Source organism: Acidovorax sp. ACV02 (assembly GCF_014851475.1).
Taxonomy (GTDB): Bacteria; Pseudomonadota; Gammaproteobacteria; order Burkholderiales; family Burkholderiaceae_C; genus Acidovorax; species Acidovorax delafieldii.
Genome location: NZ_JACUZU010000004.1, coordinates 68,139 through 94,931 on the forward strand (window position 1 = coordinate 68,139; position 26,793 = coordinate 94,931).

Here is a 26,793-nt window from a genome sequence, read left to right on the forward strand (position 1 = left end):
CAGGCGGCTGCCTGCTCAATCCCCAAACATCTTCTGCTTGAGTTCGCGGCGTTGCTGCGCTTCGAGCGACAGCGTGGCGGTGGGACGTGCGATCAGGCGGCCCACACCAATGGGCTCACCGGTTTCGTCGCAGTAGCCGTAGTCACCCGCATCGATGCGGGCAATGGATTGCTCGATCTTCTTGAGCAACTTGCGCTCGCGGTCGCGGGTGCGCAACTCCAGTGCGTGCTCTTCTTCGATGGTGGCGCGGTCGGCCGGGTCGGGCACCACCACGGTGTCCTCACGCAGGTGTTCGGTGGTTTCGCCGGCACTGTTGTGGATGTCCTGCTTGAGCTGAACGAGCTTGAGGCGGAAGAACGCCATCTGCTTTTCGTTCATGTACTCGCTGTCGGGCATGGCCATGACTTCAGCGTCGGTCAGCTCGGCGACGGACTTGGTCTTCCAGTTGTTCGCCAGCTTGGGGTCTTTTTTGGCAGCCGTGTAAGTAGGCTGCGCTTGCGCGGTCGTGGGCATGGTGTGTTGATAACTGGCTTTGGCAGCTGTCGAAGCCACCGTCTGTGCCATGGATGGTACGGTCAATTGGGCCAATCGGGAAGAAGGCCGGGTTGTGCGCACGGGTACCTGCGAGCCCGCTTGCAGTGCGGGCGCCGGAGCGGGTGCCGGCACGGCCGGGGGCGCGACCACCTTGGGTGCCGCAGCAGCCTTGGCAGTGGCCTTCGCAGCAACTTTGGGTGCCGCTGGGGCGGCGGCGCTTTTCGCCGCGGCAGGGGTTGCCTTGGTGGCCCCCTTGGATTTGCTGGTGTCGGCTTTCACTTCCTGGTCTCCTCGCAGTACGGGCGGGCCCCAGCTGCATTCGCAGCCAAGGGCGTGTGGCAAGCCTTCCGGGGTCTAGAACCTGTTCACAGGTTCTTGCCGGGGCGCGATTGTATCGACCTGGGCTGACGCAAACGGAAACGTTGCAGATACAACACAAATCGGGCTCCATTGCCCCCTCGGAACCGGCGAACAGGTCAGACCAGGCTTTGCTCCAGCCCCTGCAGGAAGATGTCCTTGGGCAGGTCAATGCCAATAAAGACCATCTTGCTGGTACGCGCCTCGCCCTCGGCCCACTGGGGGCCCAGGTCGCTGCCCATGAGCTGGTGCACGCCCTGGAATATGACCTTGCGTTCAGTGCCCTTCATATTCAGCACCCCTTTGTAGCGCAGCATGCGCGGGCCGTAAATATTGACGATGGCGCCAAGGAAGTCTTCGAGCTTGGCCGGATCGAACGGGCGGTCCGATCGGTACACAAAACTCTTCACATCGTCATCGTGGTGATGATGATGGCCATGGCCGTGCTCATGCTGGTGGGAGGGGTGGCTGCAGTGCTTGCCATGTTCGTGGTCATGGTCGTGGTGGCCATGCCCATCCCCTTCTTCCTTGAGGAAGTCCGGGTCGATGTCCAGCTTCGCATTGAGGTTGAAGCCGCGCAGGTCCAGCACCTCCTTGAGCGGCACTTCGCCAAAATGCACGGCCTTGATGGGCGCGCGCGGGTTCATGTGCTTCAGGCGATGGATCAGCGCGTCGGTCTCGTCCTTGGACACCAGGTCGGTCTTGGACAGGAAGATCTGGTCCGCAAACCCCACCTGGCGGCGCGCCTCCTGCCGGTCGTTGAGCTGCTGTGGCGCATGCTTGGCGTCCACCAGCGTGATGATCGAGTCGATGAGGTAGGTTTCGGCGATCTCTTCGTCCATGAAGAAGGTCTGCGCCACGGGGCCCGGGTCGGCCACGCCGGTGGTCTCGATCACGATGCGGTCAAAGTCGAGCAAGCCCTTGCGCTTCTTGGCCGCCAGCAGTTGCAGCGTCTCGCGCAGGTCTTCGCGGATGGTGCAGCAGATGCAGCCATTGCTCATCTGCACGATCTGCTCCTTGGACTCGGTCACCAGGATGTCGTTGTCGATGTTTTCTTCGCCGAATTCGTTCTCGATCACGGCGATCTTCTGGCCATGGGCTTCGCTCAAGAGGCGCTTGAGCAACGTCGTTTTGCCCGAGCCCAGGAAGCCGGTGAGGATGGTGACGGGGATCAGTGCCATAAATCTGTCTTTCAAGGGAATCAAATACTTGCGCTGCGCGGCGCAGTGCCCCACCCAGGGGCATCTTTTTCAGTGTACCGAGGCTGTCAAGCCCCTGCTGGCACCGGAAAGCTCACCCCTTGCGCATCACCACCAGCCCCTTGAGGTACTCGCCCTCCGGAAACTCCAGCGTCATCGGATGGTCGGGCGCGCCGCCCAGGCGCTCCAGGATGTAGCCGTCCACCCCTGCATCGGCGCCAGCCGAGGCCACGATCTTGTGGAACAGGTCGGCGCTGATGCCGCCCGAGCACGAGAAGGTGAACAGCACCCCGCCGGGCGACAGCAACTGCAGCGCCAGCCGGTTGATGTCCTTGTAGGCGCGCGCGGCCCGCTCGGCGTGGGCCGCCGTGGGGGCGAACTTGGGCGGGTCCAGGATGATGGCGTCAAAGCGCTGGCCTTCCTTGAGGAACTGGCGCAGCGAGGCATTCACGTCGGCATCGAGGAAGGTGGCCCGGTTCGGATCGAACCCGTTGAGCGCCACATGGGCGCGGGCGCGCTCCAGGGCCGGGCCCGAGGAATCGATGGAGGTCACGTGCCCGTCGGCCACAGTGCCCGCTGCACGCATGCCCGCCAGTGCCGCCACGCTGAAGCCACCGGTGTAGCAAAAGCAGTTGAGCACATGCTTGAAGCCCAGGCGCTGGGTGTAGTCGGCAAACCGCTGGCGGCTGTCGCGCTGGTCCAGATAGAAGCCGGTTTTGTGGCCCTCAGCGATGTTGAGCGTCAGACGCCACTGGTGTTCACGGATCGTGAGTTCGAGCGGCGGCCCCTCGCCATCACCTGCCGCACCCGTGGGCCCACCGCGCAGCCAGCCGGTGGCGGGCTCCAGGCCCTCCAGCGAACGCACGCTGGCATCCGAGCGCTCGTAGAGCTTGGTCAGCCCCGTTTCGCGCAGCAGCGCATCGGCAATCACGCCCTTCCAGCGCTCGGTGCCTGCGCTGGTGAACTGCGCCACCAGCGTATCGCCATAGCGGTCCACGATGAGCCCGGGCAGGCCGTCGGACTCGCCATGCACCAGGCGTACGCCATCGCTTTGCACGTCAAAACGTGCCCTGGCGATGATGGAACGTGCGCAAGCAGCTATAAAAAACGGAGCATCAATGCGTTGTGCCTCATCAAAGCTCCACACCCGGGCACGGATGCGCGAGCTGGGGCTGTACGCAGCCCAGGCCAAAAACTGGCCTTCGTGCGATTCCACGCGCACGGTCTCGCCGCTGTCGCCGCCGCCCTTGGCGATGGCCGATTCAAAGATCCAGGGATGGCGGCGCAACAGCGAGCGCTCTTTGCCCGCGCGGAGTCGAAGGGTTTTCATGACCCGGATTGTGCGTGCTGGCGGGCACGGGTGAGCCACCCGCCGATGGAAAACTGCGCGCAAAAGCTACCCACGCCCCTGGTCACACCCCCATCAGGCAGGCCCAGCCAGCCCTTCCCAGCCCGGCAGGAACGCAGCCGATCTGCCGCATTGAAATCGCATATTTGACAAATATGATTTGCAATCGATAAAATTGCGGAAATTATCATTTTTATCACAACCAATCCGATGACCACCTCTGCCACACGCCCCAGCATCACCCGCCTGGCCCCCGCGCCCGGCACGGCCCAGGCCGTGATGACCGACCTTCGCGAATTTCTGGCCTTCAAGATAGGCAACGAGGAATACGGGGTGGACATCCTGCGCGTGCAGGAGATCCGGTCGTACGAGAAGCCCACCACCATCGCCAACGCGACCGGTGAGCTTTTGGGCGTGATGAACCTGCGCGGCGTGATCGTGCCCATCCTCGACCTGCGCCTGAAGCTGGGCCAGACCGCCGTGCAGTACGACCACCTGAAGGTGGTGATCGTGCTGCACATCGGCCAGCGGACGGTGGGTGTGGTGGTGGACGGCGTGTCCGACGTGCTCACGCTGGAGCGCGAACAGCTGCGCCCCGTGCCCGCCCTGCGCGGCAACGTCAAGCCCGAACACCTGCTGGCCATCGGCTCGGTCGGCCCGCGCATGCTGATCCTGCTCGATATCGAGAAATTTCTTGCCAAATCGGTAGCGAGTGATACACCTGCCACCAGCCACTGAGCGGCTGCATCACCCACAAGGAACTGCTAATCATGAACTTCAATGACCTGAAGATTTCTACCCGCCTGTCTCTGCTGCTGGCCGTACTTTGCGTGCTGACCGTTGTGATCGGCAGCGCAGGCCTCACTGGCATGCAGCGCGCCAACGCGGGGCTCAATACCGTGTACCAGGACCGCGTGGTGCCACTCAAACAGATCAAGCTGGTGTCAGACGCGTACGCCGTGAACGTAGTGGATACCGCACACAAGGTGCGCGACGGCGCGCTCACCCCGCAGCAAGGGTTGGATTCGATCGCCAGAGCCAAGAAGGACATCAGTGACAACTGGAACGCCTATCTGGCGACCGAGCTGGTGGCCGACGAAGTGCGCTTGGCAGCCCAATTCAAAGAGCTGCAGCCCAAAGCCGATGGCGCCGTCCAAGCGCTGGAAAACCTGATCGGTAACAAGGACCTGCCGGGCCTGACCGACTATGCAGCACGAGAGATGTACCCCGCACTCGATCCGCTGCAAGACGTGCTGGGCGCTCTGGTGCAGGTGCAACTGGACACCGCGCGCAAGGAGTATGACCAAGCGGTCGAGTCCTATGCCAATACGCGATGGTTCGTGGCGCTGGCTATTGCCAGTGGTGTGCTATTCGCCCTGGGCTTTGGCTACCTCGTGACCCGCAGCATCGTGGGCCAGTTGGGCACCGAGCCGGGCACTGCTGCCGCACTGGCGCGCAGCGTGGCGCACGGCGACCTGACCGTGGCCATTGACCTCAGGCCCGGCGACACCTCCAGCCTGATGGCGCAACTCAAGCGCATGCAGGACAGCCTTGCCACCATGGTAGCCATGGTGCACCAGAGCTCCATCAACGTAGCCAGCGCTTCGGAACAAATCGCACAGGGCAACAACGACCTGTCTTCGCGCACCGAAGAGCAAGCCAGTGCGCTCGAAGAGACAGCCGCCTCCATGGAGCAGCTCAACGCCACTGTGCGCCAGAACGCCGAGAACTCCCGCCAGGCCAACCAGCTGGCCCAGACCGCCACCTCGATTGCAGTGCAGGGTGGCGAGGTGGTGGCTGACGTGGTGCGCACCATGAAGGACATCAACGACAGCAGCAACAAGATCTCCGAGATCATCGGGGTCATCGACTCCATCGCGTTCCAGACCAATATCCTGGCGCTGAACGCGGCGGTGGAGGCCGCCCGCGCCGGCGACCAGGGCCGGGGCTTTGCCGTGGTGGCCACCGAGGTGCGCGTGCTGGCGAGCCGCTCGGCCGAGGCCTCCCGCGAGATCAAGGGCCTGATCGGAACCAGCGTGGAGCGCGTGGAAGCCGGGTCTGCCCTGGTGGACCGCGCCGGTCAAACCATGAGTGAGGTCGTTGCCTCCATCCGCCGTGTCACCGACATCATGGGCGATATCACTGCCGCCAGCACCGAACAGAGCCAGGGGGTGGACCAGATCAACGAAGCGGTAACGCAGATGGACCAGGCCACACAGCAAAACGCCGCACTGGTGGAAGAAATGGCCGCAGCCGCTGCCAGCCTGAACCAGCAGGCGGGCGAACTGGTCGACACGGTTGCCACCTTCAAGCTGCCTGCGGTCCAAGCCCTCGTCCACGTCCATGAGCCACTTGCTGTCGCGCAGCACCGGCCCGTACGCCGCCCCTCGCTCGGTCACGCCCATCCGCCGATGGCAGCCGTCTGAGCAGCGCGGCCAGGCGTGCAGGCCGCGCCCCTGATGAACTGGAGGGACTACAGCGCCTTGCCAAAGCGCTCCAGGCGCGGCGCCCAGTGGCCCAGCACATCGGCCGACAGCAGCACGCGGTGCGCCTGCCCGATGAGCAGATGGCGTGGCACCAGGCCGATGTAGCGCGAGTCGGCACTGTTGTCCCGGTTGTCACCCAGCACCAGGTATTCGCCCTCGGGCACCTGCACCGGATCGAAGCTGCTGCGCGCAGTCACGCCCTGCAGCCACTGCACACGGCGCTCATGCCCCAGCAGGCGCTCTGTCCAGCGCGTGGCCGTGAGCGTGTGACCTGGCAGCACCGGCTCCTGCACAGAATCGGGCATCTCGTATTCGGCCGCCTGGCCGTTGATGTAGAGCACCTCGTTGCGCATCTCCACCGTGTCTCCGGGCAAGGCCGCAATGCGCTTGATCAGGCGGGTGCCATCCAGCGGGGACGAGAAGGTGACCACATCGCCGCGCTGCGGATCATCGATGTGCGCCAGGATCATGTCCGTGAGCGGCAGCTTGAGGTCGTAGGCCAGGCGATTGACCAGCACCACGTCCCCCTCCAGCAGCGTGGGCCGCATCGAGCCCGAAGGGATGGGATTCCAGTCGGCCACGGCAGTGCGAAAAACGCCAAAGCACAACAGCAACACGATGAACCACCGGTTCGATTGGATCCATTTCAGCAGCATGAGGACAACTCCAGGGCGCTCCACAGCGGGCGCCACGTTGCTCGGAGGCGCCTGGTTGTCACTTGGTTCCGCCAGGCCAGCAGGCGCGCCGCCCTTTGGAGGGACGCCGCACGGCAACTCAGGGGGACTTGTTTCGCGCGCGCGGGTGGGCCGCGTCATACACCTTGGCCAGGTGCTGAAAGTCGAGCCGCGTGTACACCTGCGTGGTCGTGATGTTGGCGTGCCCCAGCAGCTCCTGCACCGCACGCAGGTCGCCACTGCTTTGCAGCAGGTGGCTGGCAAACGAGTGGCGCAGCATGTGCGGGTGCACCGGCGTGGTCAGCCCCGCCTGCTGGCTGCGCTGGCGCAGGCGCAGCCAGATGGACTGGGCGGTAAGGCGTTTGCCGCGCTGGCCCACGAACAGGGCGGTGTCCAGCCGCACAGAGCCCTCGCCCCCAAACGGTGTGGCCCGCAGCTGCAGCCAGGCCTGCAGCGCGGCTGTGGCAGCCGCGCCCACCGGCACGCTGCGCCGCTTGCTGCCCTTGCCGAACACATGGGCCTCGCCCGCTTGCAGGTCCACCCAGCCACGGCCCTGGCGCTGGGTGTCGGCGTTGGGGTTGGCATCGAGCCCCGCCAGTTCGCCCACGCGCAGGCCGCAGCCGTACAGCAGCTCCACCATGGCTGCATCGCGCGCCTCGAGCCAGGGGTCGGCGCCGGTGTTGTCGAACTCGGCCAGCCGCACGGCGTCGTCCACCCCCAGCGCCTTGGGCAAAGGCTTGGGCGCCTTGGGGGCACGCACGTCCTGCACCGGGTTGTGCGGGATCAGCCCCTGCCGCCCCGCCCAGATGAAAAAGCCGCGCCAGCCCGACAGGATGAGCGCGATGCCCCGCCCGCTGCGGCCGCCGCTGTGCATCTGCGCGACAAAGCGGCGAATGTGAGCGGTCTGCAACTGCAGCATCGGCACATTCACGCCGGCCGCAAACTGCGCCAGTTTTTCGAGGTCGAGGGTGTAGAGCGTGAGCGTGCGCGCGGCCAGCCGCTTTTCGACGCGCACATGTTCCAGATACCGCAGGACGTGGGGGTCGAGCGTGGTGGGTGCCGCAGGCGTTTCAGGCATGGGGGCCGTGGCTGAGACGCCGTTGGGTTGGCAATGGCGGCGGGGCTTGCGACTGCTTACTGAAGCCGCAGAAGGGCTGCGCTGGCCAGCTCTGCCATGCGCGACAAAAAGTCGGTGCCCATCGTGGCATCAAAACGCTGTGGATCGTGCGACCCCAGCACCAGCAGGCCAAACGCAGGCGTGGCGCTGTCGATGGCGCCTGCGCGCAGCGGCAGCAGGGCCAGCGACTGTGCGGGCTCACCGGCCTCTTGCGCCAGCCAGCCCGCAGGCTCAAAACCCAGGTTGGGCCCGCAGAACGGCATGGTCAGCGACGACGCAAATGCCCGCGCGTCCTCGCTCGCGCCCTGGGTGAAGTCGGCGTCGATGTAAGGCGCTGCCACCTCCCACACACGCACCGCCGCCTGGGGCACGTCGAAGAGGGTGCGCACGCCGTCGACCACGGCCTGGGGCAGGTCGAACGGGTCGCGCACCTGCAGCAGGCTGCCAGTCCATTGGTGCACCTTCTGGGCAATGGCGGCGTTTTCGGTGCTGTTGCGCACCATTTCCATAATGCGGTGCTCCAGACCCTTGATCTTCTCGCGCAGCATCTCGGCCTGGCGCTCCTGCAGGCTCACCGCACGCGCGCCGTGCGGGCTGGTGATCTGCACACTGGCCAGCACCTCGGCATGGCGCTCGAAGAAGCCGGGCGTGTTGGTGAGGAACTGGGCGATGTCGTCTTCGGTGATCGGTGGGATGTGGGTAGTCATACGAGCGTGTCGGGAATGTCGATCTGGCCCTCGAACACCGTGGTGGCGGGGCCTGTCATGAAAACGGAATCGGTGTCGGCACCGCTCCACGCAATGGTGAGGCGGCCGCCGCGCGTGTCCACCTGCACCTCGGGGTCGAGCAGCCCCAGGCGGATGCCGCTGGCCACTGCCGCGCAGGCGCCGGTGCCACAGGCCAGGGTCTCGCCTGCGCCGCGCTCGAACACGCGCAGGCGCACATGGGAGCGGTCCACGATCTGCAGGTAGCCGGCGTTCACTCGCTGGGGGAAGCGCGCATGGCGCTCGATCAGCGGCCCGGCCTGCGCGACCGGAGCGGTGTCCACGTTGTCCACCAACTGCACCGCATGCGGGTTGCCCATGGAGGCAACAGCTATCAAAACAGAAGCACCAGGGGCATATTCTTCTATCGCCAGCGGCCATTTTTGCCCCAAACCCTGCTGCACGGGCGTGAGACCGGTGGTGTCGAACGGCACCTGGGCGGGGTCGAACTCGGGACGCCCCATGTCCACCGTGACGCGGCCGTCGCCCGTGAGGCGGGGCGCGATCACGCCGCTTTTGGTCTGCACGCGGATGGTGTCCTTGCCCGACAGGCCCCGGTCATGCACAAAGCGCGCAAAGCAGCGCGCGCCGTTGCCACACTGCTCCACCTCGCCGCCGTCGGCGTTGTGGATCACGTATTCGAAGTCAATGCCGTCACCAGGAGAAGGCCGCACGGTGAGGATCTGGTCGGCCCCGACACCGAAGTGTCGATCTGCCAGGAAGCGGTATTGGGCCGTGTTCAGCCCCAGGCGGCCCTGGGTTTCGTCGAGCACCACAAAATCGTTGCCCGCGCCCTGCATTTTGGTGAAGCGAATCTGCATGGGATGGGATTATGGCCCCGCCCCTGCGCCAAACCACGTGCGGGCTTACGCTTGGCAGCTTCTCTCGATTCCACCGGCTTTTTCAGGAACCTCGCATGACCGATCTTTCCGCTTTTGCCATCACCCGCAAGTGGCCCGCCCGGCACCCCAACCGCATCCAGCTGTATTCCCTGCCCACGCCCAACGGCGTGAAGGTATCGATTGCACTGGAAGAACTGGGCCTGCCCTACGAGCCCCACCTGGTGAGCTTTGAGACCAACGACCAGACCTCCCCCGAGTTTCTCTCGCTCAACCCCAACAACAAGATCCCGGCCATCCTGGACCCGAACGGCCCGGACGGCCAGCCGCTGGCGCTGTTCGAGTCCGGCGCCATCCTGGTGTACCTGGCCAGCAAGACCGGCCAGCTGATGCCGCAGGACACCGCTGGGCGCTACGAGACCCTGCAGTGGGTGATGTGGCAGATGGGCGGCGTGGGCCCCATGTTTGGCCAGCTCGGGTTCTTCCACAAGTTTGCGGGCAAGGACTACGAAGACAAACGCCCGCGCGACCGTTATGTCGCTGAGTCGAAGCGCCTGCTCAAAGTGCTGGACGAGCGCCTGGCGGGCCGCCCATGGGTGATGGGCGACCAGTACACCATCGCCGACATTGCCATCCTGCCCTGGGTGCGCAACCTCATCGGCTTCTATGGCGCGGGCGACCTGGTGGAGTTTGGCCAGTTCAAGGAAGTGCAGCGCGTGCTCGATGCGTTTGTGGCCCGCCCTGCGGTGGCCCGGGGGCTGGCGATTCCGGCACGCGGCTGACGGCGGGCGCCAGGGCGCCTGGGTTTCTCATAGGCCCTTGATCTTGATCATGCCGCGCAGCCCGGCACCCGGCCGCCACGCACCTACCATGGGCCTCCTCAAAAAAACAGGGAGTGCCCCATGGGATTGACCGTTGATGTTCTTCAGGAACTGGACCTGCACGACCTGCAGGCTGCCGCCCGCGCAGCGCTGCAGGAGACCAACGCCATCGCGCTGATCGAGTTGCTGGAAATGCTGTGGAGCTGCGATGTGGAGGGTGCCAATGCCGTCATCGACGCGGTGCTGCTTCGCCTACAGCAGCTGCGCGCATTGCGCTAATGGCGGGCCTGCAAGGCAGGCCTGCTCAGCCCAGACGCTCCTGCAGAAAATCCAGAAAACACGCGATGCGTGCCGCCAGCTGCGTGTTGCGGTAGTACACCGCGCTGATGGGCTGGCGCACCTCCACCGTGTCCTTGGCCAGCACCTGCACCAGGTCGCCACGCGCACGGTCAGCTGCCGTCATGAAATCGGACAGGCACACGATGCCCACCCCCTGCAGCGCGAGCTGGCGCAACGTTTCGCCGTTCGACGCGGTGAGGCTGGGCACGATGGGCCAAGCATCGCCATGCTCGCCCCGCAGCGGCCAGTGGTTGAGTGACTCAGGCTGGTGAAAGCCCAGCAGCGTGTGCCGTGCCAGGTCCGCCACGCTCTTGGGCCTGCCCGTCCGCGCCAGGTAGTCGGGACTGGCCAGCACCCGCACGCGGCTGGTGCACAGGGGGCGCGCATGCAGGGTGGAGTCCTGGAGCTGTCCGATGCGGATGGCCACGTCCGTGCGCCGCTCCAGCAGGTCGATGTACGTTTCGTCCGTGTCCAGTTGCAGCGTGATCTGCGGATACGCCTCGCGAAACGCTGGCACCAGGGGCACCACGGCATGCAGCATGAACGGCGTGGCGGCATTCACCCGCAGGCGGCCTGCGGGCTGCTGGCGGCGCGCAGCCATGTGCTCCTCGGCGTCGTCGATGGAGGCCAGGATGGCGCGCGTGCGCTGCAAAAAGGCCTGGCCCTCCTCGGTCAGCTCAGTGCGGCGCGTCGTGCGGCGAAGCAGCGTGGTGTCCAGCTTTTTCTCCAGCCGCGCCAGTGCCCGGCTGATGCCAGAGACAGTCTGGCCCAGTGCGTCGGCTGCGGCCGTGATCGAACCGCCATCCACCACGGCGACAAAGGCCTGCAGTTCTTCCAGCGTGGTTTTCATGGGTGCTCCTGGCTCTTTGATTGTTGATTTCCAGTCAATTATCAATGGCGCCTCACCCTCTTTTTCTGCAAGACCCAAACACCCACACTCCAGAGCCCGAAAGCCTGAAAACTGGAGTGTTCCCATGCCCATTGCCTTGCTCGCGCTGACGCTCAGCGCTTTTGCCATCGGCACGACCGAGTTCGTGATCGTTGGCCTGCTGCCCACCGTGGCGGCAGACCTTTCCATCAGCATCCCCTCGGCGGGCCTGCTGGTCAGCCTGTACGCCCTGGGTGTCGCCATCGGCGCGCCCGTGCTCACCGCACTCACGGGCAAGCTGCCGCGCAAGGCGCTGCTGCTGGCGCTGATGGCCTTGTTCACCGCCGGCAACCTGCTGGCCTGGCAGGCCCCCAGCTACGAGACACTGGTGGCCGCGCGCATCCTCACTGGGCTGGCGCATGGCGTGTTCTTCTCGATCGGCTCGACCATCGCCACCGGCCTGGTGCCACGCGAAAAGGCCGCAAGTGCGATTGCCATCATGTTCACCGGCCTTACGGTGGCCCTGGTCACGGGCGTGCCGCTGGGTACCTTCATCGGCCAGCACTTTGGCTGGCGCGAGACCTTCCTGGCCGTGTCAACCCTGGGCGCGGCAGCCTTCATCGGCAGCGCCCTCTTCGTGCCGCGCAACCTGGCGCATACCCCGCCCGCCTCGCTGCTGCAGCAGGCCAAGGTGCTGGCCGAGCCGCGCCTGCTGCTGGTGTATGCCAAGACGGCCATCGGCTACGGCGGCACGTTCATCCCGTTCACCTTTCTCGCGCCCATCCTCACCGACATCTCGGGGTTCAGCGCGGGTTCGGTGGGCTGGGTGATGCTGGTGTACGGCGTGTCCGTGGCCGTGGGCAACCTCTGGGGCGGCAAGCTGGCCGACCGGCTGGGCCCCATCCCTGCGCTGCGCATCATCTTTGCGCTGCTGGCGGCCGTGCTGCTGCTGCTGCAGTTCACCGCGCCCCACCCCTGGCTGGCTGTGGGCACCGTGCTGCTGTGGGGCGCCGTGGCATTCGGCAATGTGCCGGGGCTGCAGGTGTATGTGGTCAAGCAGGCCGAGCGCTTCACGCCGCAGGCGGTGGACGTGGCCTCGGGCCTGAACATCGCAGCGTTCAACCTGGGCATCGCCGGCGCCGCGTGGGCCGGTGGTCTGATCGTGACGCACCTGGGCCTGCAGCACACGCCGTGGATCGGTGCGCTGGTGGTGCTGGTGTCGCTGGCCCTCACGCACTGGAGCGGTGTGCTGGACCGGCGCAGCGGCATCCCCGTGCGTGCCGCTGGTGTGGTGCCTGTGGGGCACTGAGCCCACGTCAGCCCGCCATCACCCGCACGAAAGCCGGCACCACGCCCAGCAGGTCGTCGCGCCGCTGCACCGCATGCACATCGGCGCGCGGCGCTTTGGCGCCCAGGGGCTTGAACACAACGCGCGGCCCGAACAGCATGCCCAGGGACGAAGGCACCAGGGCCACGCCCAGCCCGGCCGCCACCAGGCTCAGCACGGCGGCCAGCTCCACCGTGGTCTGCGCCACCCGGGGCGCAAAGCCGGCCTGCACGCAGCACTGCACCATGTGCTCGGCATGGGCCGACGAGTCGCGGCGCAGCATCACGAAGGCCTCGCTGCGCAGGTCCTTCAAGGCCAGTGCCTTGCGCGCCGCCAGCGGGTGGCCGGGCGGCAAAGCCGCCACCACAGGGTCGGGCCACAGCAGGGTGCTGGCGAGCTGGTCGTCGTTGACGGCTGTGCGCGAGATGCCCACATCGATGCGTTTGTCGCGCAGGGCCGCCTGCTGCAGCGAAGGCTGCATCTCGTGCAGCACCACATCCACGCCCGGATGGCTTTGTCGGTAGCGCGCCAGCGCCGCCGGAAACGGCCCGAGGAAATGCGAGCCCGACAGCCCCACTTCAATGCGCCCGGCCTGCCCCTGGCCGATGGCCGCCACACGCTGGCGCGCCGTGTCCAGCCGCTCCAACACCGCGCGTGCATCCACCAGATAGGCCTGGCCTGCCAGCGTCAGCTCCACGCGCCGGCTGGTGCGCACGAAGAGCTGGGCGCCCAGTTCTTGTTCCAGCTGGGCGATCTGCAGGCTCAGCGGCGGCTGCGAGACATGCAGGCGCTGCGCGGCGCGTGTGAAGCTCAGCTCTTCCGCCAGGGCGACGAAGTAACGCAGATGGCGCAGTTCCATTGATACTTTTCAGGTCTTGATCAAGACCAACAATATATTGGACTGCTGATTCGCTTGTTTCCACAATACCTTCACTACAACATCTGGTGGAGACGAACATGACGATCAAGCACAGCCTGCTGGCTGCCACGCTGGCCCTCTCGGGCCTGGCCATGGCGCAAGACTACTACCCCAGCAAGGCCATCACGCTCACCGTGCCCAACCCGCCCGGCGGCGTGGTGGACACCTCGGCCCGCCTGCTCAACGAGCCGTTGGCGCGCGTGATCGGCCAGCCGGTGGTAATCGACAACAAGGCGGGCGGCAGCGGCAACGTGGCCTACGGCGCCGTGGCCCGCGCAAAACCCGATGGCTACAACCTGCTGATCTCGTACTCGGCCTACCACGTGGGCAACCCGGCCCTCACCCCCAGCCTGCCCTGGGAGGCCAAGGACTTCGCCCCCGTCGCGCTGCTCACCGTGGCCACCAACGTGATTGCCGCTCACCCCTCGGTGCCAGCCAACAACCTCAAGGAATTCATCGCGTACCTCAAGGCCAACCCGGGCAAGGTGAACTACGCCTCGCAGGGCAACGGCTCGCTGTCGCACATCGGCACCGAGATCTTCAAGCAGCAAAGCGGCACCTTCATGACCCACATCCCCTACCGTGGCTCGGGCCCTGCGGTGGCCGATGTGCTGGCGGGCCAGGTGCAGGTGTTCATCACCACGCCACCGTCGGTCATGCAGCATGTGGTCAGCGGCAAGCTCAAGGCCTTTGCCGTCACCGGCACCAAGCGCCACCCGGGCCTGCCCAACGTGCCCACCGTGGCCGAGGCCGGCATGCCCGACTTCAAGCTCGAAGCCTGGGTGGGCCTGTTCGCCCCGGCCGCCACGCCACCCGCCGTGGTGGCCAAGCTCACCGCCGATGTGAAGAAGGCGCTGGACATGCCCGAGACGCGCCAGCGCGCCGACGCTGCCGGCATCGAACTGCGCTACCTGCCGCCCGACGCCCTCGGTGAGCTGGTGAAGACCGAAACCTCCTACTGGGCCAAGACCATCAAGGCCGCCGGTATCAAAGCCGACTGACCGGCCCACAGACTTCCCCTGCGCGATCCCATTTCCGGCGCTCCGCGCGCCGGGCGGGCAGCGCTTTGCCCATTGACTCCTGAAAGACCACCATGCAACGCACCTACCGCATCGGGCAGATCGTGCCCAGCTCCAACACCACGATGGAGACCGAGATCCCGGCCATGCTGCGCGCCCGCGAGCAGATCCTGCCCGAGCGCTTCAGCTTCCACGCCAGCCGCATGCGCATGCAGAAGGTCACCAAGGAAGAGCTGGCCGCGATGGACCGCGACTCCGACCGCTGCGCACTGGAGCTGTCGGACGGCAAGATGGACGTGATGGGCTATGCCTGCCTCGTGGCCATCATGAGCATGGGCCTGGGCTACCACCGCGCATCCGAAAAGCGGCTGCATGAGGTCACCGTGGCCAATGGCAAGCCAGCGCCCGTAGTTTCCAGCGCAGGCGCGCTGGTCGAAGGGCTCAAGGCCATGGGCGCCAAGAAGGTGTCGGTGCTCACGCCCTATATGAAGCCGCTGACCCAGCTGGTGGTGGACTACATCGAGCACGAGGGCATTGCCGTGCACGACAGCCTGTCGCTGAAAATTGCCGACAACCTGCAGGTGGGCGCGCAGGACCCCGCCGCCCCGGCCCGGCTGGTGCAACGGCTGGACACGCGCGGCGTGGATGTGGTGGTGATCTCGGCCTGCGTCCAGATGCCCTCGCTGGCGTCCGTGCAGATGGCACAGGACCAGTTGGGCATTCCTGTCGTGTCCGCTGCAGCCTGCACCACCTGGGCGATGCTCAAGCGCCTGGGGCTGGAAACGCGGGTACCCAACGCAGGGGCCCTGCTCTCTGGCGCCTACTGACCTCCCCAAGGGCAAGAGGCCGGTCCGTTGACGAAAGCAGCTGGCGGGCAGGCTGCAGGGCAACGCCGGATAATGGCCCGATGCCCCGCTCCAGCCAACAACTCCACCCCCACCGAGAACCGGTAGCCACCCGCCCCGCTGCCACCGTGCTGCTGCTGCGCGATGTGCCTGGCGGCGGCGGGCTCGAAGTCCTCATGACCCGGCGCTCGGCCACGGCCAGTTTTGCGCCTGGCGCGTATGTGTTCCCCGGCGGTGGCATTGATGCGCTGGATGCAGCACCCGCGACGCACGCCGCCGCCGACCGCCGCCCCACCCAAAGCGACCTGCACCTCACCCAGGCGATTGCCGCCATCCGCGAGAGTTTTGAAGAGCTGGGCGTATTGCTGGCGCGCCATGCAGAAGGCCCCCGCCAAGGGCAGATGGCCGATGCGCAGGACATTGCCGCCATCGACCGCCACCAGCCGTTTGCCGCACAGTGCGCCGCACGCGGACTGCGCCTGGCGGCAGATGGGGTGTATCTGCTGGCCCACTGGACGGCCGATCGTGATCTGGCGCGCCGCTTTGAAGTGCCCTTTCTGGTGGCCCGCATGCCCGAGGGCCAGGAGCCCGTGGCCGACGAGGCAGAGCAGTTCGAGCCCGTGTGGGTGCGCCCTGCCGACGCGCTGGCGCGGCACGAGGCGGGGCAGTTCTTCATGATCTTCCCGACCATCCGCACGCTGCAGCGCCTGGCACAATTTTCTAGCACCCAGGCGGTGCTGGACGCCGTGGCGCACGAGCAGCCCCTGTGGGTCAGCTGCCCGCGCGCCGGCCTGCTGGCAGGCAAGGAAGCGCGCTACATGGAGGACGACATGCCGTTTGGCGAGCTGGCGCTGGTCTGCCCCGACGGGCAGATCGTGCACCCACTGGACTGGCAGACTGAGCGCCCCGTGCCGCTGCTGCGCAACGTGATGCGCCTGACCGCCCCCAACCCCGGCGTGATGACCGGCCCTGGCACCAACAGCTATCTGGTGGGCGACCCGGCCACAGGCTTCATCGCCATCGACCCTGGCCCGGCCGACGCCGAGCACCTGGACAAGCTCTGGCGTGCCGCAGGTGGCGACATCCGCATGATTGTGTGCACCCACTCGCACGCCGACCACTCTCCCGGCGCCGCACCGCTGCAGGCTCTATGCGTGCAGACGGGCAAGGCACGCCCGCCCGTTCTGGGCCTGCCGTCGGCCCCCACGGCCCGCGCGGCCAGCCAGTTCACCCCCGACCGGGCGCTACAAAATAGTGAGCTACTCGTGCTTGAGGGACTAGTACCTGAAGGCAAAATCACCCATACCCTGCAGGTGATCCACACCCCAGGCCATGCGGCCAACCACCTGTGCCTGCTGCTGGTGGAAGACGCGCTGCTGTTCAGTGGTGACCACATCCTGAACGGCAGCACCACGGTGATCGACCCGCCGGACGGCAACATGGCCGACTATCTGGATTCGCTGGACCGGCTGGATGCGGTCTGCGCCGAGCACAGCGTGGAGTTCATCCTGCCCGCGCATGGCTACGTGCTGGGGGGCCCGGTCCTCGGTGCCCGCAATGCCATAGCCAAGCTCAGGGCCCACCGCCTGGCGCGCGAGGCCAAGGTACTGGCCGCCATGCAGGCGCTGCCCCAGGGCAGCATGGACGACTGGGTGCGCCACGCCTATGACGACGTACCGCAGCGCATGTGGCCCGTGGCCCAGCGCTCGCTGCTGGCGCATGTGGAGCGCATTCGCTCGCTGCAACCCGGCAACAACTGAGCCACAAGAACACCAAGACCGCCTTCATATTCAATGACCGACAAGAACCCCGACCCCACCCACATCCGCCTGGCCAAACGCGTGGCCGAACAGCTGAGCTGCTCGCGCAGCACGGCCGAGCAATTCATCGAGGGCGGCTTTGTGAGCGTGGACGGCCAGATCGAGGAAGCCCCCGGCGCCCGCGTGCGCCCCGATCAGGCCGTGACGGTTGCACCCGATGCCAGCCTGCTGGAGCTGACCCCAGTGACCTTGCTGCTGCACAAGCCCGCAGGGTTTGAAGCCGGCCTGGGCCTGCCGGGCGCCCCCACCGGGCAGGCGGCCCACGCCAGCCGCAGCCAAGGTGCGCAACAGGCGCTCACGCTGCTCAGCGCGGCGTCCCACCTGCCGGAAGACGCCTCGGGCATCCGCGTGCTGCAGCGCCACTTCAAGCAGCTCGAATGCTTCACCCCGCTGCCCACCGAGGCCAGCGGCCTCGTGGTGTACACGCAAGACAAGCGCATCGCGCGCAAGCTGGCCGAAGACATCGAGTCGCTGGAGCAGGAGTGCATCGTCGAGGTCAAGGGCGACATCGCGCCCAATGGCCTGCAGCGCCTGTGCCATGGCCTCACGTTCAATGGCCGCCCCCTGCCCCCCATCAAGGTGAGCTGGCAGAACGAAACCAAGCTGCGCTTTGCGCTCAAGGGCATCCGCCCCGGCCAGATCCCGGCCATGTGCGAAGCGGTGGGCCTGACGGTGGTGGGCATGAAGCGCATCCGCATCGGCCGCGTGCCGCTGGCCAAGGTGCCCGAGGGGCAGTGGCGCTACCTGCAGCCTTGGGAGAAGTTCTAAGGCAACGCTGAATAAGTCCCCTCAGTGGCGCGCGCCCTGATTTGGGATGGGATGCCAGGCGCAAACCACAGCGATAGCCGTAGCTATCGCGAGGATGTGCAACGCGGCAGACCGCCCAAAGCAGGGGTGCGCGGTGCGCGAGGGACTTGTTCAGCGCTGCCCTAAGGGCTTGCGGGCCCAGCGGCGCCCTGCCGATGCGCACCGGACAAGTCAAGCACATATGCTCCTGAAAACATAGCTACCAGCGCTTTTACAACAAGCGCTTCAAGCCTTTTTCATTTGAATTCCTTCGATCCGCACCGCTGCTACACTGCGCAGCACTCTGGAGGGAGTTCATGAACACAAACCAATCGTCTGGCGGCGCTGCGGGGCCGATGTCCACCTTCATGCCGATGAACATCGATGCCCACCCGCTCGAGTTCACGGGCAGCGGGGGCGAGTATTTCCGGGTCTGGATCGTCAACGTGCTGCTGTCCATCGTCACGCTGGGCATCTACACCCCCTGGGCGCGCCGCCGCACCGCCCAGTATTTCTACAGCCACACGCTGGTGGCCGGCAGCCCCCTCGAATTCACCGCGCAGCAACGCAAGATGGTGATGGGCTTTGTGCTGCTGATGCTGCTGACCATTGCCTACAACCTGGCCGCCAACACCGGGCAGGACACGGCGGTGGGCCTGTTCCTGCTGGCGGGCGCGGCGCTGGCGCCCTTCATCTGGGCCAGCGCCATGCGGTTTCGCCTGGGGGCCACGCGGTGGCGCGGGCTGCGACTGCAGTTCACGGCCAGCTGGAAAGAGGTCTACATCGCCAGCTGGCCTGTGTTTGCGCTGGCGCTGGTGTGGTTTGGCGTGTTTTATGGTCTGCAGCTGCTGTCGCCCGACCTGGCCCAGGCGCTGGAGGCCATCGAAGAAGAGGGCAAGAAACAACCCATGCCCCGCTTCACGCCCGCCATGGGCGGCTTGGTACTGCTGGGCCTGGTGCTGTCGGTGCTGTGCGTGATCCGCACCGAATACAACTTCAAGAGCCTCTTGGTGCTCAAGGCCCAGGTGGGCGCCGAGCGAGGCCGCTGGAAGCCCGTGTACATGGACTTCGTCAAGGTGTGGATGGCCACCGTGGCTGTGCTCATCCTGTGTGTGGTGGGGTTCTCGGCGCTGATCGGCATCCTCGCAGGCAGCTCCATCGCCCTGGTGGCCAGCCAGAGCGACCGCCTGGGCCTGTGGATGTTTGTGGTGATCATCGTGTCCATCATCGCGGGCATCTTTATGCTGATCCTGGCGTCGGCACCGGCCCGCGCATACCGCGAGGCGCGCATGTTCCAGCTGATGTGGAACAACATCGGCGTGAGCCACGTGGCCCGCTTCAAGTGCCACCTCAAGAGCGGCCGCTACGTATGGCTGCGCATCAAGAACATGCTGCTCACCCTTCTGACGCTGGGGCTGTACCGCCCGTTTGCGCGGGTCAGCGAATACCGCATGAAGTGCGAGTCCGTCACCCTGCACGTCAAGGGCGGCGTGGAGCAGGTGACCGGTGCCATGGTGCGCCAGCAGCAGGGTGGCCTGGGCGATGCCCTGGCGGATGCGGCTGGCCTCGACCTTATCGGCTGAACATGTCGGCACCTGCGCACCCAGCCCTCGTCCCCGGACGCTGGTTCGATGGCCAGAGCAGCAAGGCCCGGCCCGTGGTGGTGAGCCTGCGGCCCACGCCGCAAGGCCCCTCCTTGGTGCTGCACCCGCTCTCGCAGCCCGGGGCCGAGCCTGTGGTCTTTGCCTGGAAACAGGTGGGCTGGCCCGAGGCCTGGAACGAGCGCAAGCCGCAACCCCGCGTGGTCGTCGATCTGCGCGACCATGGCAGCGTGGAGATCGATGCAGTGACCGAATGGCGCGCCGCCCTGGCAGCAGCGGGCGAGCGCCCCGGCATCGCACAACGCATGCAGACCCGCTGGCCCGTGCTGCTGGGCGTGACGGCCGCCGCCGTCATTGGCCTCACGCTGTTCTACCGCTACGGCACACCCTGGGCGGCCACGCAGCTCACGCGGTTTGTGCCCATCAGCTGGGAGACCAGCGTGGCCGAGAACGTGCTCCAGCAGATGGACAACGGCACCCTGAAGCCCAGCAAGCTGCCCAAGGAGCGACAAGACCAGCTCAAGGCGCGTTTTGATGCCCTGGTGCAGCAAACGCCCCCTGGCCTGCAGCGTTACTCCGGCTACCGGCCGCCTTTGTCCCTGGAGTTCCGATCCGGCATGGGTGCCAATGCCTTTGCGCTGCCCGGCGGCAAGATCGTGATGACCGACGGCATCGTGAAGGCAGCGGCCGACAAGGGCCTAGACGACAACGCCTTGGTGGGCGTGCTGGCCCACGAGGTCGGCCACGTGGTGCAGCGCCACACCACGCGCATGGTGGTGCAGCAGGGCGTGCTCAACATGGGCCTGGGGCTGGCACTGGGCGATGTGTCCGGCATCGTTTCTACGGGTGCATCCTTGCTGACCGGCCTGGCCTACAGCCGCAGCCATGAGCGCGAGGCTGACTGCTACGCCATCGCCGTCATGCGCCACGCCGCACTGCCCACAGCGCCCATGGGCCAGCTGCTGCTGGCGATTGCGCGCGATGAGGACAACGAAGAGGCCCAGAAAAAAGACCAGGGCAAGGGCCCGACCACCTCGGCATCGGCGCCCTCCTCCGGGGCCAGCACACCCGATGCAGTACGCCAGCGCAAGGTGGCTCAGGAGATCGGCTCGCACCCTGTCTGGTCGCTGCTGAGCAGCCACCCCGACACGGTGGAGCGTGCGACAGAGCTGGAGCGGGGGCAAGCACCCCATTGCGCAAAAAACTGAACACAGCCGCGCCACAGGGGCGGCGTGCTCACCACACGACCCTTGGCGAGTCGGGGTGGAAATAAAGTGTGAAGCGCGCCGATAAGCCGGATTCTGTGCACCACGGTTGCCCGCAGTGTGACCGCCATTAATCTGGGCCGGGTGTCGCCACCACGGCTCGGTGCTACCTACCCGCCAACTCTGCGGAACCACATCAACGTTGGCCTACTTGGTATTGCTGCGCGTAGAGATTGCCCGTTTCACCCCCAGTGGTCTACCTTGCGGCACTCCCCCGGGACTCGTCTCTGTTGCTCTGATCCTCACCTCACGGTGGGCAGCCGTTAGCTGCTACGCTGTCCTGTGCAGTCCGGACGTTCCTCCAGTGCCTGGTTTCCCAGATTGCACCAGCGGCGGTCTGGCGTGCTTCACGGGTGGGATTATCGCCCAGCGGCCGCGACGCGATCCCAGTCCAGACCAAAGCGCACAAGATACTTGCGCAGCCGGTCCGCGTCATTGACCACCGTGCGCTGCGTGCGCGAGGCCTGGAACAGCAGGCGCCCCGCGTCCGACAAAGTGCGCGATTGGCGGCAGACCTGCAGCACCGCCGCCAGTTGGAGCTGGTCGAAGAGGTCCATGGATTCCACCCCCTCGTCGCCCAGCAGGGCCGCGAGTTCGTCGCGTCCCACCGTCCCTGTTGCAGATGCCAGCCCGTTGCGCGCATCGCTGGCGGGCTGCCACAGCCAGCGCAGGCGGGCGATCTCGGCCTCGACCAGGGGCAGGCCGATGCGACCGCTGTCGGCCAGCGTGGCCAGGCGTGTGACGCTGGCCGAGAGGTCGCGGAAATTGCCGGTCCACAACGCTTCAGGCGACTGGGCATAGCGCAGGTAGGCGGCGCGCGCTTCGTTGGAAAAGCGCACGCTGCGTCCCAGTTCCGTGCCCGCACGCACCAGCAGGTGCTCCACGTTGGGCTCAATGTCTTCGGGTCGCTGGGCCAGGCCCGGCAGCACATAGCTCCAGAGGTTGATACGCGCAAACAGATCCTCACGAAAGCGCCCTGCCGCCACCTCGGTGCGCAGGTCACGGTTGGTGCCAGCCACCAGTTGAAAGTCGCTCTCCACCTCGCGGTCGCTGCCCAGGGGGTAGAAGCGTTTTTCCTCCACGGCCTTGAGCAGCATGGCCTGCTCGTCCGGGCCCAGCTCACCAATCTCGTCCAGAAACAGGACGCCCTTGTGCGCCGTGCGCAGCAAACCCGCACGGTCGGCCGCAGCGCCGGTGAACGCACCTTTCTTGTGGCCGAACAGCGTGGACGCCGCACCGTCGCCATGCAGCGTGGCGCAGTTCACCTCCACAAATTCGCCCTCGACCTGGTGACGGGATTTTTTCAGCTCATACATGCGCCGCGCCAGGTGCGACTTGCCTGCGCCCGTGGGCCCGGTGAACAGGATGGGTGCGCGCGAGCGCACCGCCACCCGCTCCACCTCGTCGATCAGCGCGTTGAAGCGCGCATTACGCGTGGCAATGCCGCTTTTGAGGAACTGCACCGCATCCTGCTGCTCCGCGCCGAAGCGCTGCGCGATCACGTCGTAGCGCGAGAGGTCCAGGTCGATCAGCGTGTAGCTGCCAGGGTTGCCCATCTGCTGGCGCTTGGGCGGAGAGGTCTGCACCAGCACACCCGGAATGCGGCGCGACTCCACCAGCAGGAACAGGCAGATCTGCGCGACGTGCGTGCCGGTGGTGATGTGCGTCCAGTACTCCTCGCGCTCGGTGTCAAAGCGGTAGGCCTGCGTCCAGTCGTACAGCTGGGCATAGACCTCGCCAAAGTCCCACGGGTCGGCAATGGGCAGCGGCACCAGGTTCACCGTGGTCTCGGGCGAGGCAGTCGCCATGTCAGCGCGCACCTGGTGGGCCAGCTCGCGGTGCGGTGGTGTGTAGAGCAGCTCCAGCCGCTCGATCACCACGTCCTCATGCTGCACCAGCGATACGGTGGGGCGCCACTTCTCCCACCGCCCCGCGCCCCGGCCGGAGTCGAGCTGGGTGCCAAGGAACCCCATGACCACCTTGTTTTTGCGCATTTATTTTGTCTATTTAACTAGCTTTCATTCTAGTTATTTTGACAAGCGCATGCCACACCGATTTCGGAAAACAAAAATATAGCCATACAAATCAACAGCTTGCGCAAGTTGAATACCACTCGCCACAAGCTGGCACACATCTGGCAATAGAAGAAGCATCCAGCGCAAGCGGTGACCGCTCACAGGCTGGGGTTAGGACAAATGTTCGCCCCACCGGTGCCGGGCGTCCGGGGCCTTCGGGTTCTGTTGATGTTCTGCATGCCGCACATCGCCAACGCTGGGTAGCGGCACGGTCGTGGTGACCACCCCGAAAGGAAGTGTCTGGTTCGACTCCAGGCGTGCCACCACTGGTAGCTCAGTCTGGTAGAGCCCCGCCGAAAGGCGGTTGTCGCAGGTTCGATTCCTGCCCACGGTCGCAAGACCTTGATTGGAAGTACCGGTCGAAAGACCACCCGCCGAACGCGGGGAGAGGCCCCGAGGTTGCGCAGCGACCGCAAGGGATTCACCCCGTCAGCCGGTGGCGGTTTGTGCCAGCACCCGGCACAGCCCGCGCCCGCAGCCAGCCGCGCTGCCGCCATTCCCGCTGGGGATGGGGGCAGCCACCACGGCGCACTGCACGGCCCAGGCGGCCCCCCCCTGGCACCCCGCCATCGCTGTAACGGCAACCCGATACGACAACGAAGAAGAGAGAGGAAAAAGAGATGCTGATGAAGATGTTCCAACGCGCCACCGTCAAGAAGAACGAACGCGCCCTACTGCTGCGCAACGGCAGCTTTGACCGCGTGCTGCGCAGCGGCACCTACTGGCTGTTTGCGGGCACCGACCAGTTGCGCGTGGAGACCTTCGCCCTGGAACAACCCGCCTTCACCCACGGCCTGGCCGAGTACCTGATGGCGCAAGAGCCCGCGACGGTGGCCGCCGAGTTTGTGCAGGTCAACCTGTCGGAAACCGAAGTGGGCCTGCGCAGCGAAAACGGCGTGCTGGTCGAGATCCTGCCGCCCGGCACCCGCCGCCTTTATTGGAAAGGCCTGGTGGAGGTGAGCGTGCAAGTGGTGGACCTGCAAGCGGGCGCTGAACTGCCCGCCGCACTGGTGGCACGATTGACGCAAACCCAGCTGCGCCAGCGCAGCGTGACCGGCTTGGCCGGTGTGCTGCAGGTGCAGGTGCCCGAGGGCCAGTGCGCGCTGCTGACGGTGGACGGCAAGGTCGAGCGCCTGCTCACGGCTGGCACCTACGCCTTCTGGAAATATGGCCGCACTGTGGCAGTGGAGATGGTGGATTTGCGCCTGCAAGCCGTGGAAGTATCGGGCCAGGACATCATGACCCGCGACAAGGTAAGCCTGCGCCTGAACCTGTGCGCCACCTACCGCTACACCGATGTGCTGCGCGCTTTTGCCCAATTGCAAAAGCCTGCCGACCACCTGTACCGCGAGCTGCAGTTTGCGCTGCGCGCCGCCGTGGGCACCCGCACGCTCGATGAGCTGCTGGAGAACAAGACGGTGATCGACGACGTGGTGACCGCACACATGGCCGCCAAGCTGTTGCCCTACGGCATGCAACTGGAGAGCGTGGGCGTGAAGGACATCGTGCTGCCGGGCGAGATGAAGACCATCCTGACCCAGGTGGTGCAGGCCCAGAAGCAGGCCGAGGCCAACGTGATCCGCCGCCGCGAGGAAACTGCCGCCACGCGCTCGCTGCTCAACACCGCGAAAGTGATGGAGGACAACCCTGTCGCCCTGCGCATGAAGGAGCTGGAGACGCTGGAGCGCGTGGCTGAACGCATCGACAAGATCTCGGTGTTTGGTGGCCTGGACCAGGTGTTGAATGGATTGGTGAAGATGCGCTGAGGTGAGCAAAGCGCGAGGAGGAATGCGATGAAGAACAAAAAACTGACGCCCCGCGAAAAGCGCCAGCGGCGGGACAACGCTGCGGTCACCTGCGAATCCATTGGCCTCGACCCAGCGGTCTACAACGCGGCCCTGAGTTACCTGTTCGACCGCCCCGTACCCGACAAGAGCGGTCAGGAGTGGTACTGGGACATCGAAGAGCCCGTGTTCGAAGCCACACCGCTGCAATGGACGCACATCCAGACAGTGCTGTTCGCCAACGCAGGTAACGACCTGGCGCCCTACAGTGACGCTCAGGTCGGCATGGGCCTGAACCATGTGATGAGCAACAACGCCGGAGACATTCCGCACATGGTCAACGCCCCATCCGTGCCCCTGGTTGATGCCATGCGCATGGTGCGGGCCTTGCCCACCCTATGGCGCGATTGCCTGGGGCCGCGCCTGAGCACCGAGCAGAGCGCGATTGGCAGCCGAAGCGACCGCCTCTACTTCGTGAGCTACATGTGGTTTGACGTGTGGCCCTCGTTCTGGAACGCCAAGCACGCTCCCGAATGGTGCGACGCGATGTGGAAGGTTTTTTGCGAAATGCTGGCGATGCCCTGGCGCGAAGCACAGGTATCGGCATTGCACGGGATCGGCCATGAGGGCAACCGCCTAAACCGACACCAGGAATTGCAGGCACACATGGATGCCTTCATCCGCCAGGTGAAGAACGACGACGAACTGAAAAACTATGCGCAAGCCGCAGCGCGTGGAATGGTTCAATGAACAACAAAGACGAAAGAACAATATGAACAACAACTATGAACAACTCGAAGTCCCCAACGGCGTTCCCGTGAAGATGTGGACGAACGGCGTGCCCGTGGAAGACGACGCCAAGGCCCAGCTGCGCAACATTGCCCGCCTGCCCATCGTGTTCAAGCACGTGGCGGTGATGCCCGACGTGCACCTGGGAATCGGCGCCACCATTGGCTCGGTGGTGCCCACCCTCAAGGCCATCATCCCCGCCGCGGTGGGGGTGGACCTGGGGTGTGGAATGATGGCGTGCAAGACCACGCTGACTGCGAGCGACCTGCCCGACAACCTGTCAGGCATGCGCGCCGCCATCGAGCGCGCCGTTCCGGTAGGCATGACGCCCAAGCGCTTTGGCCGCGACAAGGGAAGCTGGGATACGCCGCCCGCTGAAACCGACCGCGCCTGGGCGGGGCTGGTGGATGAGTTCGAGGAAATTTGCGAGGCGCACCCGCGCATCAAGAACACCAACAACTACAAGCACCTGGGAACGCTTGGGACGGGGAACCACTTCATCGAGATCTGCCTGGACGAACACCAGAGCGTGTGGGTGATGCTGCACTCGGGCTCGCGCGGTGTGGGGAACGCCATCGGCACCCACTTCATCGAGCTGGCCAAGAAGGACGCCGAGGTGAACCAGCGCAACCTGCCGGACAAGGACCTGGCGTACTTCGAGGAAGGCGCGCAGTACTTCGGCGACTACGTGAAAGCCGTGGGGTGGGCGCAAAAGTTTGCCGCCGCCAACCGCGAGGTGATGATGGGCCGCGTGATTGCCGCGCTGCGCAAGGTGATCACCAAGCCGTTCGAGACGCACCTTGAGGCGGTGAACTGTCACCACAACTACGTGCAACGCGAAACGCACTTCGGGCAAGACGTGTTCGTGACCCGCAAGGGCGCGGTGAGTGCCGAGCAAGGCAAGCTGGGGATCATCCCTGGGAGCATGGGGGCCAAGAGCTTCATCGTGCGCGGAAAAGGCAACCCCGAGAGCTTCAATAGCTGCAGCCACGGCGCAGGCCGCACCATGAGCCGCACCAAGGCCAAGAAGCTGTTCACCGTGGAAGACCAGATCAAGGCCACCGAAGGCGTGGAATGCCGCAAGGACGCGGATGTGATCGACGAGATTCCGATGGCCTACAAGGACATCGACGCGGTGATGGCGGCGCAGGAAGACCTGGTGGAGGTGGTGTACACGCTAAAGCAAGTGGTGTGTGTAAAAGGGTAAAGGGAAATGC

Annotated in this window: 24 protein-coding genes, 1 tRNA gene and 1 other RNA gene; 15 read left to right on the top strand and 11 right to left on the bottom strand. The window is 65.6% G+C overall.

Annotated features, from left to right (window positions below; genetic code table 11):
- Positions 1–15: 15 nt before the first annotated feature.
- The 3 genes from dksA to IB236_RS10835 form a co-directional block, all read right to left on the bottom strand.
- Complete coding sequence (gene dksA / locus IB236_RS24600) at positions 16–513, bottom strand: RNA polymerase-binding protein DksA (protein WP_233193807.1); 498 nt, start codon at positions 511–513, stop codon at positions 16–18.
- Between the two features lie 497 nt (positions 514–1,010).
- Positions 1,011–2,072, bottom strand: coding sequence for a GTP-binding protein (locus tag IB236_RS10830; RefSeq protein ID WP_192420695.1), 1,062 nt, complete (start codon positions 2,070–2,072; stop codon positions 1,011–1,013).
- Between the two features lie 112 nt (positions 2,073–2,184).
- Positions 2,185–3,420 carry a class I SAM-dependent rRNA methyltransferase gene (locus tag IB236_RS10835; protein WP_099731228.1) on the bottom strand — a complete coding sequence of 412 codons (1,236 nt, stop codon included), beginning with the start codon at positions 3,418–3,420 and terminating at the stop codon, positions 2,185–2,187.
- A 228-nt stretch (positions 3,421–3,648) separates the two neighbouring features.
- Between IB236_RS10835 and IB236_RS10840 the strand changes: the two genes are divergently transcribed.
- Together IB236_RS10840 and IB236_RS10845 are read left to right on the top strand one after the other, a co-directional pair.
- Positions 3,649–4,176 (top strand): chemotaxis protein CheW, encoded by a 528-nt coding sequence (locus IB236_RS10840; RefSeq protein WP_099731229.1) that lies wholly within the window; start codon positions 3,649–3,651, stop codon positions 4,174–4,176.
- A gap of 32 nt (positions 4,177–4,208) precedes the next feature.
- Entirely contained in the window at positions 4,209–5,864 is a 1,656-nt protein-coding gene (locus tag IB236_RS10845; protein WP_056745281.1) for a methyl-accepting chemotaxis protein, read from the top strand.
- 47 nt (positions 5,865–5,911) lie between these two features.
- On the opposite strand, the gene lepB is transcribed toward IB236_RS10845, so the two are convergent.
- From lepB to dapF, 4 genes are all read right to left on the bottom strand, one after another.
- Positions 5,912–6,580 (bottom strand): signal peptidase I, encoded by a 669-nt coding sequence (gene lepB, locus IB236_RS10850; protein ID WP_082522360.1) that lies wholly within the window; start codon positions 6,578–6,580, stop codon positions 5,912–5,914.
- 118 nt (positions 6,581–6,698) lie between these two features.
- A complete protein-coding gene (locus tag IB236_RS10855) occupies positions 6,699–7,676 on the bottom strand; it encodes a tyrosine recombinase XerC (RefSeq protein ID WP_192420697.1) in 978 nt (325 codons plus the stop codon).
- 56 nt (positions 7,677–7,732) lie between these two features.
- Complete coding sequence (locus tag IB236_RS10860) at positions 7,733–8,422, bottom strand: DUF484 family protein (RefSeq protein ID WP_056059265.1); 690 nt, start codon at positions 8,420–8,422, stop codon at positions 7,733–7,735.
- Positions 8,419–9,300 (bottom strand): diaminopimelate epimerase, encoded by an 882-nt coding sequence (gene dapF / locus IB236_RS10865; protein ID WP_192420698.1) that lies wholly within the window; start codon positions 9,298–9,300, stop codon positions 8,419–8,421. Before dapF ends, IB236_RS10860 begins: the two co-directional genes overlap by 4 nt.
- A gap of 95 nt (positions 9,301–9,395) precedes the next feature.
- Here dapF and IB236_RS10870 point away from each other — a divergent pair, with 95 nt between their 5' ends.
- A complete protein-coding gene (locus tag IB236_RS10870) occupies positions 9,396–10,100 on the top strand; it encodes a glutathione S-transferase N-terminal domain-containing protein (protein WP_192420700.1) in 705 nt (234 codons plus the stop codon).
- Positions 10,101–10,220: 120 nt separating this feature from the next.
- Complete coding sequence (locus tag IB236_RS10875; RefSeq protein ID WP_146869969.1) at positions 10,221–10,418, top strand: hypothetical protein; 198 nt, start codon at positions 10,221–10,223, stop codon at positions 10,416–10,418.
- Between the two features lie 25 nt (positions 10,419–10,443).
- Here the strand turns inward: IB236_RS10875 and IB236_RS10880 are convergent, their stop codons facing one another.
- Positions 10,444–11,328: a LysR family transcriptional regulator gene (locus tag IB236_RS10880; protein WP_192420702.1), complete on the bottom strand. Its 885-nt coding sequence runs from the start codon at positions 11,326–11,328 to the stop codon at positions 10,444–10,446.
- A 124-nt stretch (positions 11,329–11,452) separates the two neighbouring features.
- Between IB236_RS10880 and IB236_RS10885 the strand changes: the two genes are divergently transcribed.
- Complete coding sequence (locus IB236_RS10885; RefSeq protein WP_192420704.1) at positions 11,453–12,655, top strand: MFS transporter; 1,203 nt, start codon at positions 11,453–11,455, stop codon at positions 12,653–12,655.
- A 7-nt stretch (positions 12,656–12,662) separates the two neighbouring features.
- Here IB236_RS10885 and IB236_RS10890 read toward each other — a convergent pair whose 3' ends face one another.
- Positions 12,663–13,532 carry a LysR substrate-binding domain-containing protein gene (locus IB236_RS10890; protein ID WP_056059282.1) on the bottom strand — a complete coding sequence of 290 codons (870 nt, stop codon included), beginning with the start codon at positions 13,530–13,532 and terminating at the stop codon, positions 12,663–12,665.
- A 98-nt stretch (positions 13,533–13,630) separates the two neighbouring features.
- Between IB236_RS10890 and IB236_RS10895 the strand changes: the two genes are divergently transcribed.
- The 6 genes from IB236_RS10895 to IB236_RS10920 all read left to right on the top strand — a co-directional run bounded on the left by IB236_RS10895 (position 13,631) and on the right by IB236_RS10920 (position 20,871).
- Positions 13,631–14,593, top strand: coding sequence for a tripartite tricarboxylate transporter substrate binding protein (locus IB236_RS10895; RefSeq protein WP_192420706.1), 963 nt, complete (start codon positions 13,631–13,633; stop codon positions 14,591–14,593).
- 92 nt (positions 14,594–14,685) lie between these two features.
- A complete protein-coding gene (locus IB236_RS10900) occupies positions 14,686–15,438 on the top strand; it encodes an Asp/Glu racemase (protein ID WP_304503413.1) in 753 nt (250 codons plus the stop codon).
- 80 nt (positions 15,439–15,518) lie between these two features.
- Positions 15,519–17,216, top strand: a complete 1,698-nt coding sequence (locus tag IB236_RS10905) for an MBL fold metallo-hydrolase (RefSeq protein ID WP_192420708.1) — start codon at positions 15,519–15,521, stop codon at positions 17,214–17,216.
- Positions 17,217–17,249: 33 nt separating this feature from the next.
- A complete protein-coding gene (locus IB236_RS10910) occupies positions 17,250–18,044 on the top strand; it encodes an rRNA pseudouridine synthase (protein ID WP_108497158.1) in 795 nt (264 codons plus the stop codon).
- A 335-nt stretch (positions 18,045–18,379) separates the two neighbouring features.
- Positions 18,380–19,645: a YjgN family protein gene (locus IB236_RS10915; RefSeq protein ID WP_225581099.1), complete on the top strand. Its 1,266-nt coding sequence runs from the start codon at positions 18,380–18,382 to the stop codon at positions 19,643–19,645.
- A gap of 2 nt (positions 19,646–19,647) precedes the next feature.
- A complete protein-coding gene (locus tag IB236_RS10920; RefSeq protein ID WP_192420711.1) occupies positions 19,648–20,871 on the top strand; it encodes a M48 family metallopeptidase in 1,224 nt (407 codons plus the stop codon).
- Between the two features lie 66 nt (positions 20,872–20,937).
- Here the strand turns inward: IB236_RS10920 and rnpB are convergent.
- Both rnpB and rtcR read right to left on the bottom strand, forming a co-directional pair.
- An RNA gene (gene rnpB / locus IB236_RS10925) (RNase P RNA component class A) lies at positions 20,938–21,277 on the bottom strand.
- A 10-nt stretch (positions 21,278–21,287) separates the two neighbouring features.
- A complete protein-coding gene (rtcR, locus tag IB236_RS10930) occupies positions 21,288–22,922 on the bottom strand; it encodes an RNA repair transcriptional activator RtcR (protein WP_192420713.1) in 1,635 nt (544 codons plus the stop codon).
- 343 nt (positions 22,923–23,265) lie between these two features.
- On the opposite strand from rtcR, the gene IB236_RS10935 reads away from it, so the two are divergent.
- From IB236_RS10935 to IB236_RS10950, 4 genes are all read left to right on the top strand, one after another.
- Positions 23,266–23,338, top strand: a tRNA-OTHER gene (locus IB236_RS10935).
- Between the two features lie 291 nt (positions 23,339–23,629).
- Positions 23,630–24,769: a slipin family protein gene (locus IB236_RS10940; RefSeq protein ID WP_192420715.1), complete on the top strand. Its 1,140-nt coding sequence runs from the start codon at positions 23,630–23,632 to the stop codon at positions 24,767–24,769.
- Between the two features lie 27 nt (positions 24,770–24,796).
- Positions 24,797–25,537, top strand: a complete 741-nt coding sequence (locus tag IB236_RS10945) for a hypothetical protein (protein ID WP_192420717.1) — start codon at positions 24,797–24,799, stop codon at positions 25,535–25,537.
- 22 nt (positions 25,538–25,559) lie between these two features.
- A complete protein-coding gene (locus IB236_RS10950; RefSeq protein ID WP_192420719.1) occupies positions 25,560–26,783 on the top strand; it encodes an RtcB family protein in 1,224 nt (407 codons plus the stop codon).
- Positions 26,784–26,793: the final 10 nt, after the last annotated feature.